The 15,200-nt window shown below is 63.9% G+C and carries 15 protein-coding genes and 1 tRNA gene; 6 read left to right on the forward strand and 10 right to left on the reverse strand.

The window, feature by feature from the left end:
* Positions 1-244: 244 nt before the first annotated feature.
* Positions 245-320: transfer RNA gene (locus NLM25_RS27615), tRNA-Trp, on the reverse strand.
* A 165-nt stretch (positions 321-485) separates the two neighbouring features.
* Here NLM25_RS27615 and NLM25_RS27620 point away from each other — a divergent pair.
* Positions 486-1,721 (forward strand): serine hydrolase, encoded by a 1,236-nt coding sequence (locus NLM25_RS27620; RefSeq protein ID WP_254139078.1) that lies wholly within the window; start codon positions 486-488, stop codon positions 1,719-1,721.
* A gap of 118 nt (positions 1,722-1,839) precedes the next feature.
* Here the strand turns inward: NLM25_RS27620 and NLM25_RS27625 are convergent, their stop codons facing one another.
* On the reverse strand, positions 1,840-2,607 hold the full coding sequence (locus tag NLM25_RS27625; RefSeq protein WP_151649639.1) for an SDR family NAD(P)-dependent oxidoreductase: 768 nt from the start codon (positions 2,605-2,607) through the stop codon (positions 1,840-1,842).
* Positions 2,608-2,677: 70 nt separating this feature from the next.
* The gene (locus NLM25_RS27630) at positions 2,678-3,376 is read right to left on the reverse strand and encodes a histidine phosphatase family protein (RefSeq protein ID WP_254139079.1); all 699 of its coding nucleotides are present in this window, start codon (positions 3,374-3,376) and stop codon (positions 2,678-2,680) included.
* Between the two features lie 134 nt (positions 3,377-3,510).
* On the opposite strand from NLM25_RS27630, the gene NLM25_RS27635 reads away from it, so the two are divergent.
* Entirely contained in the window at positions 3,511-4,296 is a 786-nt protein-coding gene (locus NLM25_RS27635; protein ID WP_254139080.1) for an SDR family NAD(P)-dependent oxidoreductase, read from the forward strand.
* A 1,001-nt stretch (positions 4,297-5,297) separates the two neighbouring features.
* Here the strand turns inward: NLM25_RS27635 and NLM25_RS27640 are convergent.
* Entirely contained in the window at positions 5,298-5,780 is a 483-nt protein-coding gene (locus tag NLM25_RS27640) for a DUF1772 domain-containing protein (protein WP_254139081.1), read from the reverse strand.
* A gap of 94 nt (positions 5,781-5,874) precedes the next feature.
* Here NLM25_RS27640 and NLM25_RS27645 point away from each other — a divergent pair, with 94 nt between their 5' ends.
* The 3 genes from NLM25_RS27645 to NLM25_RS27655 all read left to right on the forward strand — a co-directional run bounded on the left by NLM25_RS27645 (position 5,875) and on the right by NLM25_RS27655 (position 8,464).
* Entirely contained in the window at positions 5,875-6,564 is a 690-nt protein-coding gene (locus NLM25_RS27645; protein WP_254139082.1) for a TetR/AcrR family transcriptional regulator, read from the forward strand.
* A gap of 172 nt (positions 6,565-6,736) precedes the next feature.
* Complete coding sequence (gene argE / locus NLM25_RS27650; protein WP_254139083.1) at positions 6,737-7,909, forward strand: acetylornithine deacetylase; 1,173 nt, start codon at positions 6,737-6,739, stop codon at positions 7,907-7,909.
* 258 nt (positions 7,910-8,167) lie between these two features.
* The gene (locus NLM25_RS27655; protein ID WP_254139084.1) at positions 8,168-8,464 is read left to right on the forward strand and encodes a GIY-YIG nuclease family protein; all 297 of its coding nucleotides are present in this window, start codon (positions 8,168-8,170) and stop codon (positions 8,462-8,464) included.
* A 113-nt stretch (positions 8,465-8,577) separates the two neighbouring features.
* Here NLM25_RS27655 and NLM25_RS27660 read toward each other — a convergent pair whose 3' ends face one another.
* A complete protein-coding gene (locus tag NLM25_RS27660; protein ID WP_254139085.1) occupies positions 8,578-9,636 on the reverse strand; it encodes a phosphotransferase in 1,059 nt (352 codons plus the stop codon).
* 145 nt (positions 9,637-9,781) lie between these two features.
* Positions 9,782-11,017, reverse strand: a complete 1,236-nt coding sequence (locus tag NLM25_RS27665) for an acyl-CoA dehydrogenase family protein (RefSeq protein WP_254120495.1) — start codon at positions 11,015-11,017, stop codon at positions 9,782-9,784.
* A gap of 223 nt (positions 11,018-11,240) precedes the next feature.
* Here NLM25_RS27665 and NLM25_RS27670 point away from each other — a divergent pair, with 223 nt between their 5' ends.
* Positions 11,241-11,912, forward strand: a complete 672-nt coding sequence (locus NLM25_RS27670) for a TetR/AcrR family transcriptional regulator (protein WP_254139086.1) — start codon at positions 11,241-11,243, stop codon at positions 11,910-11,912.
* Between the two features lie 4 nt (positions 11,913-11,916).
* On the opposite strand, the gene NLM25_RS27675 is transcribed toward NLM25_RS27670, so the two are convergent.
* The 4 genes from NLM25_RS27675 to NLM25_RS27690 form a co-directional block, all read right to left on the reverse strand.
* A complete protein-coding gene (locus NLM25_RS27675; RefSeq protein WP_254139087.1) occupies positions 11,917-12,309 on the reverse strand; it encodes a RidA family protein in 393 nt (130 codons plus the stop codon).
* A 99-nt stretch (positions 12,310-12,408) separates the two neighbouring features.
* Entirely contained in the window at positions 12,409-12,624 is a 216-nt protein-coding gene (locus NLM25_RS27680) for a hypothetical protein (RefSeq protein ID WP_166342295.1), read from the reverse strand.
* 144 nt (positions 12,625-12,768) lie between these two features.
* A complete protein-coding gene (locus tag NLM25_RS27685) occupies positions 12,769-13,650 on the reverse strand; it encodes a 3-keto-5-aminohexanoate cleavage protein (protein WP_254139088.1) in 882 nt (293 codons plus the stop codon).
* A gap of 206 nt (positions 13,651-13,856) precedes the next feature.
* Positions 13,857-15,086, reverse strand: coding sequence for a CaiB/BaiF CoA-transferase family protein (locus NLM25_RS27690; protein ID WP_254139089.1), 1,230 nt, complete (start codon positions 15,084-15,086; stop codon positions 13,857-13,859).
* Between the last annotated feature and the right edge of the window lie 114 nt (positions 15,087-15,200).

A 15,200-nucleotide genomic window follows, 5' to 3' on the forward strand; every position in this document is an offset into this window, starting at 1 on the left:
GGAAACCGGGCTCGATTGTTCGGGGATTTCAAAGCCGCGCCGGAGATCCGCGTCTAACGGGCCGGCTGCGAGTGCCGGGTATCTACTGCGGATGGGGCCAAAGGTCAAGGTCTGGCAGGCCGGGCAGCTTGCGGCCCCGCCTTGCGGACCTGATCCGGATCAAGGGCTTACCCAGTCCACATGATCCACGGTCCGAGCTTTCGGCCTGGCGCCGTCCTGCCTGTCGATCCCATTGTGGATTAGCTGGCAGGAGTGGCAGGGCTCGAACCTGCGACCCCCGGTTTTGGAGACCGGTGCTCTACCAATTGAGCTACACTCCTACGGACCCTCGCGTCGCCGCTCAGGATCAGGGCCGCTTTCAAGCACAGGGGGCGCCCGGATTGCAAGGACGGATTGCAAGGGTGAAGCGCGCTGGCTTCGCTTGTTCGTGCCGCGCCTTCTGGGCCACAGTCCGTTCCCGATAATAAGAGCAACCGGGAGTGCCCATGACTGCGACAGCCTCTGCGACAGCCGCCCTCAATTCTGCAACCGCGCCAAAAACCCCGCCTCTGCCCGAGGCCAAGCCCGAGACGCTGGGCCTGTCGCGCCCCCGCCTCCAGGCGATGTCGGACGCGTTCAAGCGCGAGATCGACAAGGGAACCGTCCCCGGGGTGACCGTACTGGTGGCGCGGCGCGGCCAGGTCGGCTGGTTCGAGGCGCTCGGCAAGCAGAGCCCGGCTGTATCAGCGCCGATGGCGCTTGATTCGATCTTCCGGATCTTCTCGATGACCAAGCCGATCGTCTCGGTCGGCATCATGGCGCTGGTCGAAGACGGCCACCTCCTGCTCGGCGATCCCGTCGCCAAGTTCATTCCGGAGTTCGCAGACCAGAAAGTCGGCGTGGTCAGCGGCGGCAGACTGGAACTGGTTCCGCCCAAGCGGCCGATGACGGTGCAGGACCTGCTCCGCCACACCTCGGGCCTGACCTACGAGCACCAGGGCGACGGCCCCGTGCACAAGATCTACCAGGACTCCCGGGTGCGCAGCCGCAAGATCACCAATGCGGAGCACGCCGCGCTGGTGGCGAGCTTCCCGCTGGTCTGCCACCCCGGCGACGAGTTCAACTACAGCCGCTCCACCGACATCCTCGGCCGCATCATCGAGGTCGTCAGCGGCAAGTCGCTCGGCACGTTCCTGACGGAGCGCATCCTCGCCCCGCTCCAGATGACCGAAACCGGCTTCTCGACCAGCGAGGCCAATGCCAGCAGGCTCGCCGAGCCATTCGCGGCCGATCCCTGGACCGGCGACAAGGTCGCGCTGTTCAACATGCTGGAGCAGCCGGTCATGGAATCCGGCGGTGGCGGCCTCGTCTCGACCACGATGGACTATGCCCGCTTCGCGTTGATGCTGCGCAACGGCGGCACGCTCGACGGTGTCAGGATCATCGGGCGCAAGACGCTGGAGCTGATGGCGTCCGATCACCTCGGACCACACGTCGTGACCAACGGCACGCTGCTGTCGCCCGGCCATGGTTTCGGTCTCGGCTTCGCCGTCCGCCGCGAGGCCGGCATCGCGCCCTTCCCCGGCAGCGTCGGCCAGTATTTCTGGAGCGGCATTGCCGGGACGTTCTTCTGGATCGACCCGAAGGAGGATCTGTTCGTCGTGTTTATGTCGCAGGGACCGGGGCAGCGCGATTACACGCGGACGCTGGTGCGGGATCTGGTTTACGCGGCGGTGGATTGACCCGAAGGGTCATTCCGGGGCGATGCAAAGCATCGAGCTCTGGTGCGCAGTTGCGCACCAGAGAATCTCGAGATCCCGGGTTCGCGCTAAGCGCGCCCCGGGATGACGCTCTAACGCCTCAGCTGATCGTCGCGCCGCCGTCGATCACCATGGTCTGGCCGGTCATGAAGTCTCCGGCCTTCGATCCCAGGAACACGGCGGCGCCGGCGATCTCGTCGGGGATGCCGATGCGGAGCAGCGGCGAGCGCGAGGTCGAGGCCTTCAGGTTCTCCGGATTGTCCCACAGCGCCTTGGCGAAATCGGTCTTGATCAGACCGGGCGCGATGCAGTTCACGCGGATGTTGTCCTTGCCGTATTCGCAGGCGAGGTTGCGCGCGAGCTGCATGTCGGCGGCCTTGGAGATCGCGTAGGCGCCGAGGATGGTCGAGCCCTTCAATCCGCCGATCGAGGAGACGATGATGATCGAGCCGTCCTTGCGCTCGATCATCTGCGGCACCACCATCGAGATCAGCCAGTTGTTGGCGACGATGTTGTTGTCGAGAATCTTCCTGAACTGATCGTCGGAGATGCCGGCAAGCGGACCGTAATACGGGTTCGACGCGGCATTGCAGACCAGCACGTCGATCTTGCCGAAGGCGCGATTGCTCTCGTCGATGAGGTTTTGCAGATTTTCCTTCGACGAGATGTTGGCGGCGATCGCGACCGCGGTGCCCTTGCCGAACTTGTCGTTGATGCCCTTAGCGACCTGGTCGCAGACGTCGGCCTTGCGCGAGGAGATCACGACCTTGGCGCCGTGCTCGGCCATGCGCTCGGCGATCGCAAGCCCGATGCCGCGCGTCGATCCGGTGATGACGGCGACTTTCCCCTTCATGTCGAACAAGGTCATGTTTCTCTCCCAGAGTATGATTTGATTTGGCTTGAAGCTTACGCCGCGCCCGCGCAAGCGGGCAACGGCTTCAGGCGAGCTTCTTGACTTCCGGTCCCGCCGGCTGATGCATTGCCGCGTGCGCGTCATCGGCGATCCAGGGCTGCTGGTTCACCATCGGCAGCCGCCACACCGTGCGCTCGGGGCTTGCGAAATAATCGAGCCGCGTGATCGACACATTGTCGATGTCGAACGACAGTGCCCGCTCCACCTGGCCGTCGAGCGCAAGGCCGATCGCCGCCTTGATGGTGCCGCCATGCGCGACCGCGATGATGTCCTGCCCGCCGGCCTCGTTGTTGATCCGCTCGATGGTGCGGCGCGTACGGTTGTAGAGGTCCATGAAACTTTCGCCGCCCGGCGCAGGCTCGTTGATGTCGGCGAACCAGCTCGAACCGACGGGACGGCTTGCGATGAACGCGGCGCGGTTCATACCCTGCCACTTCCCGAGATTCTGCTCGGCGAGATCCGCTTCCCATGGCATCGACGCGGGCTTCGGGTAACCTGCTGCCCAGATCGCTTCCGCGGTCTGGTGTGTGCGCATCAGATTGCTCGAATACCAGACCGCCTTGCGTGGCAGCACCTTGGCAACAGCATTGAACACGTAGGTATCGCTGGTGTCGCAGGCGAGATCGCTCTGGCCGTAGATGTTGCCGCCGTCATTGCGCACCGGCGCGTGACGGACCCACCACCACCGTGTCGTGACCACATTGGACTTGTCTGCGGTTGCCATCGAAACTCTTCCATCCCGTTTGATGTCGCTGTACGTCAGGTGTGAACGTGTCTCAAGACACTTTACCGTTTGAAATCTTGTTTGAAATTCCGTCGCGCGGCAAGCGTCGTGCGGCACACCAAAGGGAGAAACGCATGGGCCGTCTGCAAGGCAAATCCGTCATCATCACCGGCGCCGGCAGCGGCATCGGCCGCGCCGCCGCCCTCCTCTTCACCAAGGAAGGCGCCAAGCTGATCGCGGTCGATCGCACCGAGGCGGTGAAGGAGACCGTCGACGAGGTGAAGAAGGCCGGCGGCGTCGCGGAAGCCATGATGGCGGATGCGGGCTCCGAGAAGGACGTCATCGCCGTCATCGACAAGGCGGTGAAGACGCACGGCCGGCTCGACGTGATCTGGGCCAATGCCGGCGTCTCCGGCGGGCTCGTCCCGCTCGGCGAACAGACCGTGGAACAGTGGCAGGAGGTGCTGCGCGTCAATCTGATCGGGCCGTTCCTTGCAGTGAAGCATGCGATGCCGCACATGGTGAAGCAGCAGTCCGGCGCCATCGTGCTCACCGCGTCCGTCGCAGGCCTCAAGGCCGGCGCGAGCGGTCATCCCTATGCGGCGAGCAAGGCCGGCGTGATCAGCCTGGTGCAGACCACGGCGTATTCGCTCACCGGCACCGGCGTGCGCATCAACGCGGTATGCCCTGGCCTGATTGAGACCGGCATGACGAAACCGATCTTCGACCGCGCCAAGGAGCGCGGCACTTCCGACAAGATCGGCCAGCTCAACCCCCTCAAGCGCCCCGGCCAGCCGCACGAGCTCGCAGCGATGGGATTGTTCCTGGCCAGCGACGAGGCCTCGTATGTCAACGGCCAGGCATTCCCGGTGGACGGCGGTCTGACGGCGTCGATGCCGTATACGGGCAAGCCGGTCTAGTGGCCCTCCCTCGTGTCCCGGACGCGGTGCGGCACGCAGTGACGCTCCGCAGGGCCGGGACCCAGCAGGCCGCACAACTCGCTGATACATGGGCCCCGGCTCTGCAGCGCACCGCTGAAGGAGCGCTGCGCTGCGTCCGGGGCACGAGAGCGGGAGTGTGGCGCGAAATTCTCTCCACGTCGTCATTGCGAGCGCAGCGAAGCAATCCAGAGTCTTTCCGCGGCGGGCTTCTGGATTGCTTCGCTGCGCTCGCAATGACGGCGCGTGTGGTGATAGCGTCGCTTCTTCATTCGCATCTCTATTGCAGACACAGCTTCGCATCCTCGCGGCTTATCTCGCCCGAGCTTTGCTTCATCGCCTCACCCCCGATTGAAAGAGGGCGCAGGGAAGACCGGGTGCCGGCCGGGCACCCACGGTCCACTGTGCGAAAGGTGGCAACAAGAAATTGCACAGCGGCATACAGGTGAAGCCTCAGCAACCGGCCTTCCCTGCGCAGTGGTTGGAACGGCGTATGTCGTGCTCTCCTCGGGGAGCGATGCACTATTGCCCCCGTCGCCTTGCGGATGGCTGATGTAAGCGCCCGGTTGGACGACACACATCACCGCAAGACTTGGCGCACAGACCCCGGGCGCCAGGACGACACGATTTGGCCGTACGCGGATCACACCGGTCGTGTGCGCGAGGTGTTTCGCTCACGGTGACCCGCCCCGCGAAATCCTTTGCGCCGATGTGGCCTGCGTCCACCGCCGCCCGGCCCGCGTTCGTGACGATCGCGATACGCCCCTCTTCCTTGGGCCGGGTTGCGGCAACACATACGCCGTTTCCGAATTTCGGTAAAGTGGAATATGTTTAACGGAGTGGATTGCCCCACCGCTCGGGTGTTTTGCCCGACGGGCAACGCACGGTCTTGTAGCCCGGATGAGCGAAGCGACATCCGGGATTCGCGGCATGAGTTGTCCCGGGTGTCGCTCCGCTCACCCGGGCTACGAAGTCTACGAAGTCTACGAAGTCAGCGCTGCGATACAAAGCGCGGTCGACACCACCGACGCGACCGTCCGCACATGGTTCAAGACCACCCAATCCTTCAGATACGTCGCCCACACCACGCCCGCCTCCGGCGCGGATGGCTGTATCGCGGCGAGTGCGTTGTTGAGCGGGACGTTGAACACCATCGTCACCACGAACATGCCGACGACATAGAGCCCGCCGCCGGCAATCATGCTCACCGCACCCGGCTCGCTGATGCGCAACACGCCCATCACCACCAGCGCGGCACCCGCCACCGTCGTGCCGAGGAACAGCGGCATGAACAGCGAGCGCACGATGTCGACGTTGATCGCGTTCATCGCCGCGATGCCGGCGGCCTGATCGAGGCGGCCGAGCGCGGTCATGATGAAGGTCGAGAAAGCGAAATAGATTCCGGCCATCAGGCCGCAGCCGATTGCCGAAAACCAGAGAAGCCCGGTCGTCAAAACCTGCCGCATGCCACGCCTCCGCTAAACACGATAAGTTCTCGCATTTGATAAATGCGATAAACTCTCTTATTTGTGGCGTCAAGCGCAGATGGCGGGAACCAGGATGAAGGACCGGACAAGCCGGACGGGCAAAGCGACGCAGGCGTCCAGGCGGCGCCCGCCGCTGGTGCCGACGCAGGAGCGGAGCCGGGAGCGGTTCGACCGCATCCTGACGGCTGCCACCGAGATCCTCGCCAAGAAAGGCGGCGATGCTTTCCGGATGAGCGACATCGTCGAGCGCACCGGAATCGCCTTCGGCTCGCTCTATCAATATTTTCCGGACAAGAGCGCCGTGATCGCGACGCTCGCCGAGCGCTGCAATGCCATCGGCCGCGACTGCGTCCAGCGCGACCTCGCCGAGATGAAGCAACTCTCCGACCTGCACGCCGCACTGTGCCGCATCACCGACGGCTACGAGCAGATGTTCCGCGAGCACCCCGTGGCGCATCACATCTGGCAGGCGACACAGGCCGACCGAAGCTTGCAGAAGATCGACGAGGAGGATGTCACCTTTCTCGCCGGCCTGCTCAGCGATGCATTGAAGCGGGTCGCGCCTGCTGTCCCGGCGGCCGCCCTCGCCTCTTTCACACAATTGACGATGGTGCTGATCGCAGCCGCTGTGCGCCATGCGATCATCCTGCCGCCTGCCGAAGGCCGGCGGTCGCTCGCGCTGTTCAAGCAGGTTTTGCCGCGCGATCTCGCTGCGGTGGAACAAATCGCGGGTAAGACCGTCAAGCAACGCGCTACCTGGTAGCCCGGATGGAGCGAAGCGTAATCTGGCGGTCCTGCAAGCGGATGCAGTGGTCCCGGATTGCGCTACGCTCCATCCGGGCTACGAACCTGTGTTGATTTGCTCATCAGGGCTCCACGTTGGTATGGTTCGTGCAAATAACCTCAGCTTCCGCAATTCCAAACAAAACGTGACAATGCCAAATTCAAGACCCGACCGTATCCGAACACTCCTCGCCGACCTCGTCGGCTTCGACACCGTCAGTGACCGCACCAACCTGCCCCTGATCACGCACATCGAAAGCTATCTCGCCGCGCTCGGCGTCAAGAGCGATCGCATCGTCGACGAGACCGGACAGAAGGCTTCGCTCTGGGTCACGATCGGGCCCGAGGATCGGCCCGGGCTCGTGCTGTCGGGGCACACCGACGTCGTGCCCGTTGTCGGCCAGGACTGGAGCCACGATCCGTTCAGACTGATCGAGCGCGACGGCAAGCTCTACGGCCGCGGCACCACCGACATGAAGGGTTTTGTCGCGGTGTGCCTTGCGATGGTGCCGGAGATGCTGGAGGCGAAGCTCAACACACCGATTCATCTGGCGATTTCCTATGACGAGGAGATCGGCTGCGTCGGCGTGCGGCCGATGCTGCGCGAGGTCGCGAAGAAGAGGGTCAAGCCGTTAGGCGCCTTCATCGGCGAGCCGACTGAGATGAAAGTCATCATCGGCCACAAGGGCAAGCACGGCGTACGCGCGACGTTCCACGGCCTCGCCCGTCACTCCTCGATCGCGCCCGAAGGCGTCAACGCCATCGAATATGCCGCCGAGCTGATCGTCGAAATCCGCCGCCGCGCCGTCCAGCTCGCGGCCGTACGATCAAACGACAGCCTCTACGACGTTCCGCACTCGACGCTGCTGACCAGCATCGTTCATGGCGGCGCGGCGCTCAACATCGTGCCCGATAGCTGCACGGTGGATTTCGAATGCCGCGGCATCGGCATCACCGAGTCGCGCGAGGTGACGGATGCGATCGTCGCCTGGGCCAAAGCCGAGCTCGAACCGGCGATGAAGGCGCGACATCCGGAGTGCGGCATCGATTTCGAGGAGATCCTCGACTACCCCGCCCTCGACACCAGGGCCGATGCCGCCATCGTCACGCTCGCCAAGAGTCTCGCCGGCCGCAACGACCACGCCAAGGTCGCCTTCGGCACCGAGGCGAGCCTGTTCGCCAGCATGGCCGACATCCCGTCGGTGGTGATCGGCCCCGGCTCGATCGCACAGGCGCATACGCCGGATGAATTCGTGGAGATGGCAGAGCTGGAGAAATGCGCGGGGTTTGTGGAGAAGCTGATCGCGCGTTGTGTGAAGGAGTAGACGATATCCGTAACTTGACTGGGTCCCGGCTCTGCGCAGCAACGCTTACGCGTTGCAGCGCGTCCGGGACGCGACACTGCCCCGCTAATCCGCATCTACGGCGAGAGAGATGTGAACACCGGAAAATCCGGTCTCGTGTCCCGGACGCGGTGCGGCACGAAGTGACGCTCCGCAGAGCCGGGACCCAGAGTGCTTGGCGGCGGCATTGAAACATGCAACTTTAGAGCGTATCGCCATCGACACAGTGGCTGCGCAGACATGCCTTTCTTCGTTTACATCCTCGCCAGCAAACGAAACGGTACTCTCTACATCGGAGTGACCAACGACCTCGCCCGTAGAATGACCGAACACAAAGCCAAGCTGATACCCGGCTTCACGCGGCTGTATGACGTCACATTGTTAGTCTATTTCGAAATCTTCGAGTCGATACTCGAGGCGCGCTCACGCGAACATTCGCTGAAGCGTTGGCGACGCGCGTGGAAGCTTAAGCTCATCGAAGAGCTCAATCCGGATTGGCGCGATCTCACCGATGAACTGAATACTTTGGCGACATGACTGGGTCCCGGCTCTGCGGAGCAGCACTTCGCGCTGCACCGCGTCCGGGACACAAGAGTTTTCGGCGAACCACAAACTAAAAAGCGCGGCCATCAGCCGCGCCCTTGTCTCACCTACCCCGCGCCGGCCTTCTGCGCGTATTCCCATGAGGCCTTCGACAGCGGCACGGTGCGCTTGGCGGACTCCAGCGCCTTGGCGTTGGCGGCGGTGCCATCGCGGACGCGGCCGGCGATGCCCTGGGTGATACCGGCGAGGCGGAACAGATTGTAGGCGAAGTACCAGTTGAGGTCGGGCACCGTCATCTTGGTGACGTTGCAATAGATCTGCGCCGCCTCCTCCACGCTCGGGATGTTGAGCGCCTTGAGGTCGGCGCCCTCAAGGCCCGGCATGATCCACTGCATCAAGAGATAAGTGAAGTCGGCCATGGGATCGCCAAGCGTCGACAGTTCCCAGTCGAGCACGGCCTGCACGCGCGGTTCCGTCGCGTGGAAAATCATGTTGTCGAGGCGATAGTCGCCGTGGACGATCGAGACGCGCGCCTGCTCCGGCACGGTCTTGGGCAGCCATTCGGCCACCTTCTCGAACTCCGGAATGTGCTGGGTCTCGGACGCCCGGTACTGCTTGGTCCAGCGGTCGATCTGCCGTGCAAAGTAGTTGCCGGGCTTGCCGAACTCGCCGAGCCCGATCGCGACGGGATCGTACATGTGGAGCTTTGCCAGCGTCTCGATCTTGCTGGTGAAGATCTTCCGGCGCGCGTCGGCATCCTGGCTCGGCAGCGTCGGATCCCAGAACACCCGGCCGTCCTCCATCGACATGATGTAGAAGGCGGCGCCGATGATGCTGTCGTCCTGGCACAGCGCATAGGCGTGTGCGACCGGAAAGCCCTGCTTTCCAAGGGCCGCAATGACGCGATATTCGCGATCGACCGCGTGGGCCGACGGCAGCAATTTGCCGAACGGCTTGCGGCGCATCACGTAGGAGCGGTTCGGCGTGTTGAGCCGGTAGGTCGGATTCGACTGGCCGCCCTTGAACTGGAGAACGACCAGCGGGCCCTCATAGCCCTCGACGTTGTCGCGCATCCAAGCTTCCAGGCGCAGCTCGTCGAAACGATGCCGCTCCTCGACCGGCTTGGTGCCCGAGAATTCTTCGTCTTTCCTGACGCCGTCAGCCACAGTGACGCTCCCTCTTCAGTCCTGACCAATTCAGGTCGAGCATGATCCTAATCGGTAACCGCTGACGCACTTGCGTCAAGCGGTCACCCCAATCGGATCAGCCCTGTCGTTTCTTCAGATCGGGAGCGCCACGCGGCCCTCCCTGTTAGTGACTGGGAGAGTTTGCATACTTCCGAACTTCGAGCCTTGCAATGGCGCGATTGTGCACCTCGTCCGGACCGTCGGCGAGACGCAGCGTGCGGATGTGGGCGTAGTCCTTGGCAAGGCCGGCGTCATCAGAGACGCCCGCGCCGCCAAACGACTGGATCGCCTCGTCGATGATCTTCAGCGCCATGTTGGGCGCTGCGACCTTGATCATGGCGATCTCGGCCTGCGCGGTCTTGTTGCCGACCTTGTCCATCATGTCGGCGGCCTTGAGGCACAGCAGACGCGTCATCTCGATGTTGGTACGGGCATCGCCAATGCGCTGCTCCCACACGCTGTGCTCGACGATCTTCTTGCCGAAGGCGGTGCGCGAGGTGAGCCGCCTCACCATCTTCTCCAGCGCTTCCTCGGCCTTGCCGATGGTGCGCATGCAGTGGTGGATGCGGCCGGGACCGAGGCGGCCCTGCGCGATCTCGAAGCCGCGGCCCTCGCCGAGCAGGATATTCTCCTTCGGCACCCGCACGTTCTCGAGCAGCACCTGGGCATGGCCGTGCGGCGCGTCGTCGAAGCCGAACACCGGCAGCATCTTCTCCACCTTGATGCCGGGGGTGTCGAGCGGAACCAGGATCTGCGACTGCTGCTGATGCTTGGCCGCCTTGAAATCGGTCTTGCCCATCAGGATCGCGATCTTGCAGCGGGGATCGCCGACGCCGGACGACCACCATTTGCGGCCGTTGATGACGTAGTGGTCGCCGTCCTTCTCGATGCGGGTCTCGATGTTGGTGGCGTCCGACGAGGCCACCGCCGGTTCCGTCATCAGGAAGGCGGAACGGATCTCGCCGTCCATCAGCGGACGCAGCCATTTGCGCTTCTGCTCCTTGGAGCCGTAGCGGATGAACACTTCCATGTTGCCGGTGTCGGGCGCGGAACAGTTGAACACTTCGGAGGCCCAGGTGATGCGGCCCATTTCTTCCGACAGCAGCGCGTATTCGAGATTGGTCAATCCCGCGCCGCGGAATTCGTCGTCCTCATGCTCGCTCGGCGGCATGAACATGTTCCAGAGGCCTTCGGCCTTCGCCTTCTTCTTGAGGTCTTCCAGGACCGGAATGACCTTCCAGCGCTCGCCGCTGTGATCCTGCTCGTTATAGATCGGCACCGCCGGCCGCACGTGCTTGGCCATGAAGGACTGCACGCGGTCGAGCCATTCCTTCTGCTTGGGGGACAGATCGAAATCCATGGGACGCTCCTCGTCTCTCGCTTTGAAAGCCTGTTTTGCGCCGGACTGTCCTCCCGCCGCGCGCGACCCGCAAGCGCCATTCCGGCTGCTCGCAGATACCTGATGGAACCCGCGCCGCGTTTGATGCGGCGCAATTCCATCATGCGGATTGACTTTCTCCGGCCTTCAAACGATAGTTTCATACAAGTGTTTGAATTGCAACTCCCTCCCCTGAGGGCAATCCATGGCCAGCGATCATACGAGATCTTCCATCCTCGCCGCCGCCGAACGGCTCTATGCCGATCGCGGTTTCGGCGACGTCACGCTCCGCGACATCGTCGCGGAGGCCAATGTCAATCTGGCTGCGGTGAACTATCATTTCGGCTCGAAGGACGAGTTGATCGCGGAGCTGTTCGTCTCCCGCTCGATCGCCACCAACCGCGAGCGCCTGCGCGAGTTGAAGGCGGCGGAGGAGCAAGGCGGCGGCCGCGCGCCGATCGAGGTGATCCTGCGCGCCCTGGTCGGCCCGACCTTGCGCGGCTGCCTCGGTCCTGAGAACCAGCGCTCCACCGCGGCGCGCTTCATGATCCGCGCCTCGATCGAATCCGTGCCGCCGATCCGCCGCATCAAGAACCGCGAGATCGACCACCTGCGGAAATTTGCCGGCGCGATGCGCCGGGCCCTGCCCGACCGCAGCGACGTCGATATCTACTGGGGCCTCAACTTCGCGCTCGCGATGGCGCATCACACCATCCGCGAAAGCGAGCGCCTGACGAAACTGTCGGAAGGCAAATGCGATCTCGACGACGTCGAGGACGTCATCGCGCGCGTGGTCAGCGTCGCGACGATGGCATTGACGGCGGGACGGAGCGAGGCAAAGGCGCCGGCCCGCGCAATGGCTCGGGACGCGCGCTAGCCCCTCACATCATCGCGATGCAGTCGATCTCGACGTCGAAGGGGCCGAACCATTCCGGCGTACAGACGAAGATCCGCGCCGGCGGATCAATCGGAAAGTAGCGCGCATAGACCGCGTTGAACGCGGCGAAGTGCTTTGTCGAGGTGCAGTAGACGTTGCACTTCATGACATTGTCGAGGGAGGCGCCGGCCGTCTCGAGGCACAGCTTCATCTGCGCCATGACGCGCTCGCTCTGCCGCTCGATCGGCACTGCCGCGATCTCGCCCGTCTCGGGGTCGAATGGCGGCAGGCCGGCAACGAAGATCATGTTGCCGGCGCGCGTCACCGGCGAGGTCGGCGCCTTCACGCGATCGAGGAATGTCGAGATCGGTTCGACGCGGAGCGCTTCGCGTTTCATCGGAGGCCACCTTCGGTTCGAGCAAGACTGGCGCCTGACTACATCATTCTGCAGCCGGCATGCTTCGCTTCTGATCGAAGTGTGGTCTGCCGGGCGAGGTTACACCCGCTGCGGCATCTCCTCGGCCTCTTCCTTGGCGAGCAGCAGCAGCATCTCGATGCCCATCTCGCCTTCCTGGGGCGAACGGATGAACTTTATTTCGTCGGCGCTTTGCCGCAGCGCGGCAATGATGGCGACGGCCTGGTTGGCCGTTGCTGCCTCGGTCGCCAGCACTGCCTTCTGGTCCTTGGCCTGAAACCCGATCGTGTAGGACATTCGTTCCCTCCCGACTTAAGTGGGGAGGATCGAATCAGAGTCGCGCGCGAAGCGAAAGCCTGTGCGAGTACGGACCGTGTTTATTTGGGGATTGCGCGCAAGCCTCGCACAAGGCCACGCCAGTGTCACACTGCTGCCGCCAAACTATTGCATCAGCCCCAACATCGCGCGCGCGTCCGCAGCGGTCGCCACCGTCGCCCCCAGGCTCCGCAAGATGCCAGCCGCATGCGCGACCAGTTCGGCATTGGTCTTCGCCAGCACGCCCTTGGACATGAAGAGATTGTCCTCCATGCCGACGCGGACATGGCCACCGAGCAGGTACGCCTGCGCCACCATCGGGAATTCGGCGCGGCCGATGCCGAAGCCGGACCAGATCGCGCCCGGCGGTAGCAGGCTGCGGGCATAGAACATGGTCTCCGGCGTTGCCGAGAAGCCGTATTTCACGCCGAGCACCAGCGAAAACAGGCCCGGCCCCTTCAGCGTGCCGTCCGCGAACAGGTCGCGCGCCAGATGGCAGTCGCCGGAATCGAACAGCTCGATCTCCGGCAGCACGCCGGCGGCCTTCATCCGTTCGGCCATGATGCGGACGTTGCGCGGGGTGTTGATCACGACCTCGCCGCCGGAATTCATGGTGTTGAGGTCGAGCGTGCAGATGTCGGGCTTGAGCAGCTCGACATGCTCGACGCGCTTCTCGGGAGCAAGCAGCGTGGTGCCGGGACCGGCGACGCGGGGATCCTCGATCGAAGGCACGAAACGCCCACCCGGACCGGTCGTGAGATTGATGACGAGGCTCTTGTTGCGGGCGCGAATGCGATCCACCACGTCGCGATAGAGATCAATCTCCATCGAGGGCCGGCCGGTCGCGGGATCGCGCACATGGATGTGCGCGATGGCAGCGCCCGCCTCGCCCGCTTCCAGCGCGGATGTCGCGATCTGCTCGGGCGTGATGGGAAGATACGGCGACTGCTCGGGCTTTGTGAGGTTGCCCGTGATGGCGCAGGTGATGACGGTTTTGCCTGATGTCATGTGATGCTGTCCCGATGTCGTCGTAGAGGGCGCGCGAGCCTATCTCACCCTCCCCTGGAGGGGGAGGGTCGGCGCAACGCGCCGGGGTGGGGTGATCTCAACACGGGCAGCGTCCGACGCGGCGAGACTGTCACCCCACCCCGCTGCGCATTCCGCTTCGCTGCATGCGCATCGACCCTCCCCCTCCAGGGCAGGGTAAGAGCGCGCTAGATGATACCCTGCTGCTTCAGCGCCTCGATCTTCCCGGCATCATAGCCGAGCTTGCCGCCGAGCACCTCCTGGGTGTGCTCCCCGAGCAGCGGCGGGGCGCGGTAGTCCTTGATCGGAGTCTCCGACAGGGTCAGCGCGTTGCGGATCAGCGAGAGGTCGTGCTCGAACGGATGGTCGACCTTGACCCGCATGCCGCGCGACTGGACGTGCGGATCGGAAAACACCTGCTCGAAATTGTTGATCGGGCCTGACGGCACGCCGGCCTCCTCCAGCTTGTCCAGCCAGTAGGCCACCGGCTGCTTCAGGAACAGCCCGGCGAAGATCGCCATGATCTCCTTGCCGTGCACGACGCGGTCGTTGTTCTTGATGAAGCGCTTGTCGTTGGCGAGCTCCGGCTCGCCGAGCACGGCGCAGGTGCGCTGGAACTGGCCGTCATTGCCGACCACCAGCATCAGCTCGCCGTCGGTGCAGCGGAACACGCCGGCCGGCATGCCGCCATTGCCCCAGGTGCCGCGGCGCGGCGGCGTCTTGCCGTTGACGAGGTAGATCTGCAGCCAGTGCGACAGCGATGCGATGACCGTGTCGAACAGGCAGACGTCGATGTGCTGTCCCTGCCCGTCATTGGCGTCGCGATGGTAGAGCGCCGAGAGAATGCCGATCGAGGTGTTCATGCCGGTCATGTAGTCGACGATCGACGGGCCGACCTTCATCGGGCCCTCGCCGGGCTCGCCGTCGATATGGCCGGTGACGCTCATCAGGCCGCCCATCGCCTGCAGGATGGCGTCATAGCCGGCGCGCGGCGCGTAAGGGCCGGTCTGGCCGAAGCCGGTCACCGAGCAATAGATGATGCCGGGGTTGATCGCCTTGATCGTCTCGTAGTCGAGGCCGTAGCGCTTGAGATCGCCGACCTTGTAGTTCTCCATGAAGACGTCGACGTCCTTGGCGAGCTCGCGGATGATCGCCTGCCCCTCGGGCTTGGCGATGTTGACGGTGACCGACTTCTTGTTGCGGTTGGCGCAGAGGTAGAACGAGTTGTTGTTGTTGGCTTTGCCCTCGGGATCGGTCAGGTAAGGCGGCCCGAAGGCGCGCGCGTCGTCGCCGGTGCCGGGCCGCTCGATCTTGATCACCTCCGCGCCGAGATCGCCCAGCATCTGGGCCGACAGGGGACCGGCAAGCACGCGGGTGAGGTCAAGGATCTTGATGCCTGAGAGCGGCAGGGCCGACATGTCGATTTCCTCCGGGAACTGGATATTGGCGCGGCGGCGAGATCGCGGGCCGCGCTCCCTGCGGATACACCATTTTGGCGTTCTGAGCACTGCACCTGGGGCATACGGCCATCC

Source organism: Bradyrhizobium sp. CCGB01 (assembly GCF_024199795.1).
Classification (GTDB): Bacteria; Pseudomonadota; Alphaproteobacteria; order Rhizobiales; family Xanthobacteraceae; genus Bradyrhizobium.

Bases quoted from the DNA above. Each gene is read 5' to 3' on its own strand.
- NLM25_RS27620 (WP_254139078.1), top strand. From the start codon at position 486: ATGACTGCGACAGCCTCTGCGACAGCCGCCCTCAATTCTGCAACCGCG.
- NLM25_RS27625 (WP_151649639.1), bottom strand. From the start codon at position 2,607: ATGACCTTGTTCGACATGAAGGGGAAAGTCGCCGTCATCACCGGATCG.
- NLM25_RS27630 (WP_254139079.1), bottom strand. From the start codon at position 3,376: ATGGCAACCGCAGACAAGTCCAATGTGGTCACGACACGGTGGTGGTGG.
- NLM25_RS27635 (WP_254139080.1), top strand. From the start codon at position 3,511: ATGGGCCGTCTGCAAGGCAAATCCGTCATCATCACCGGCGCCGGCAGC.
- NLM25_RS27640 (WP_254139081.1), bottom strand. From the start codon at position 5,780: ATGCGGCAGGTTTTGACGACCGGGCTTCTCTGGTTTTCGGCAATCGGC.
- NLM25_RS27645 (WP_254139082.1), top strand. From the start codon at position 5,875: ATGAAGGACCGGACAAGCCGGACGGGCAAAGCGACGCAGGCGTCCAGG.
- argE (WP_254139083.1), top strand. From the start codon at position 6,737: ATGCCAAATTCAAGACCCGACCGTATCCGAACACTCCTCGCCGACCTC.
- NLM25_RS27655 (WP_254139084.1), top strand. From the start codon at position 8,168: ATGCCTTTCTTCGTTTACATCCTCGCCAGCAAACGAAACGGTACTCTC.
- NLM25_RS27665 (WP_254120495.1), bottom strand. From the start codon at position 11,017: ATGGATTTCGATCTGTCCCCCAAGCAGAAGGAATGGCTCGACCGCGTG.
- NLM25_RS27670 (WP_254139086.1), top strand. From the start codon at position 11,241: ATGGCCAGCGATCATACGAGATCTTCCATCCTCGCCGCCGCCGAACGG.
- NLM25_RS27675 (WP_254139087.1), bottom strand. From the start codon at position 12,309: ATGAAACGCGAAGCGCTCCGCGTCGAACCGATCTCGACATTCCTCGAT.
- NLM25_RS27680 (WP_166342295.1), bottom strand. From the start codon at position 12,624: ATGTCCTACACGATCGGGTTTCAGGCCAAGGACCAGAAGGCAGTGCTG.
- NLM25_RS27685 (WP_254139088.1), bottom strand. From the start codon at position 13,650: ATGACATCAGGCAAAACCGTCATCACCTGCGCCATCACGGGCAACCTC.
- NLM25_RS27690 (WP_254139089.1), bottom strand. From the start codon at position 15,086: ATGTCGGCCCTGCCGCTCTCAGGCATCAAGATCCTTGACCTCACCCGC.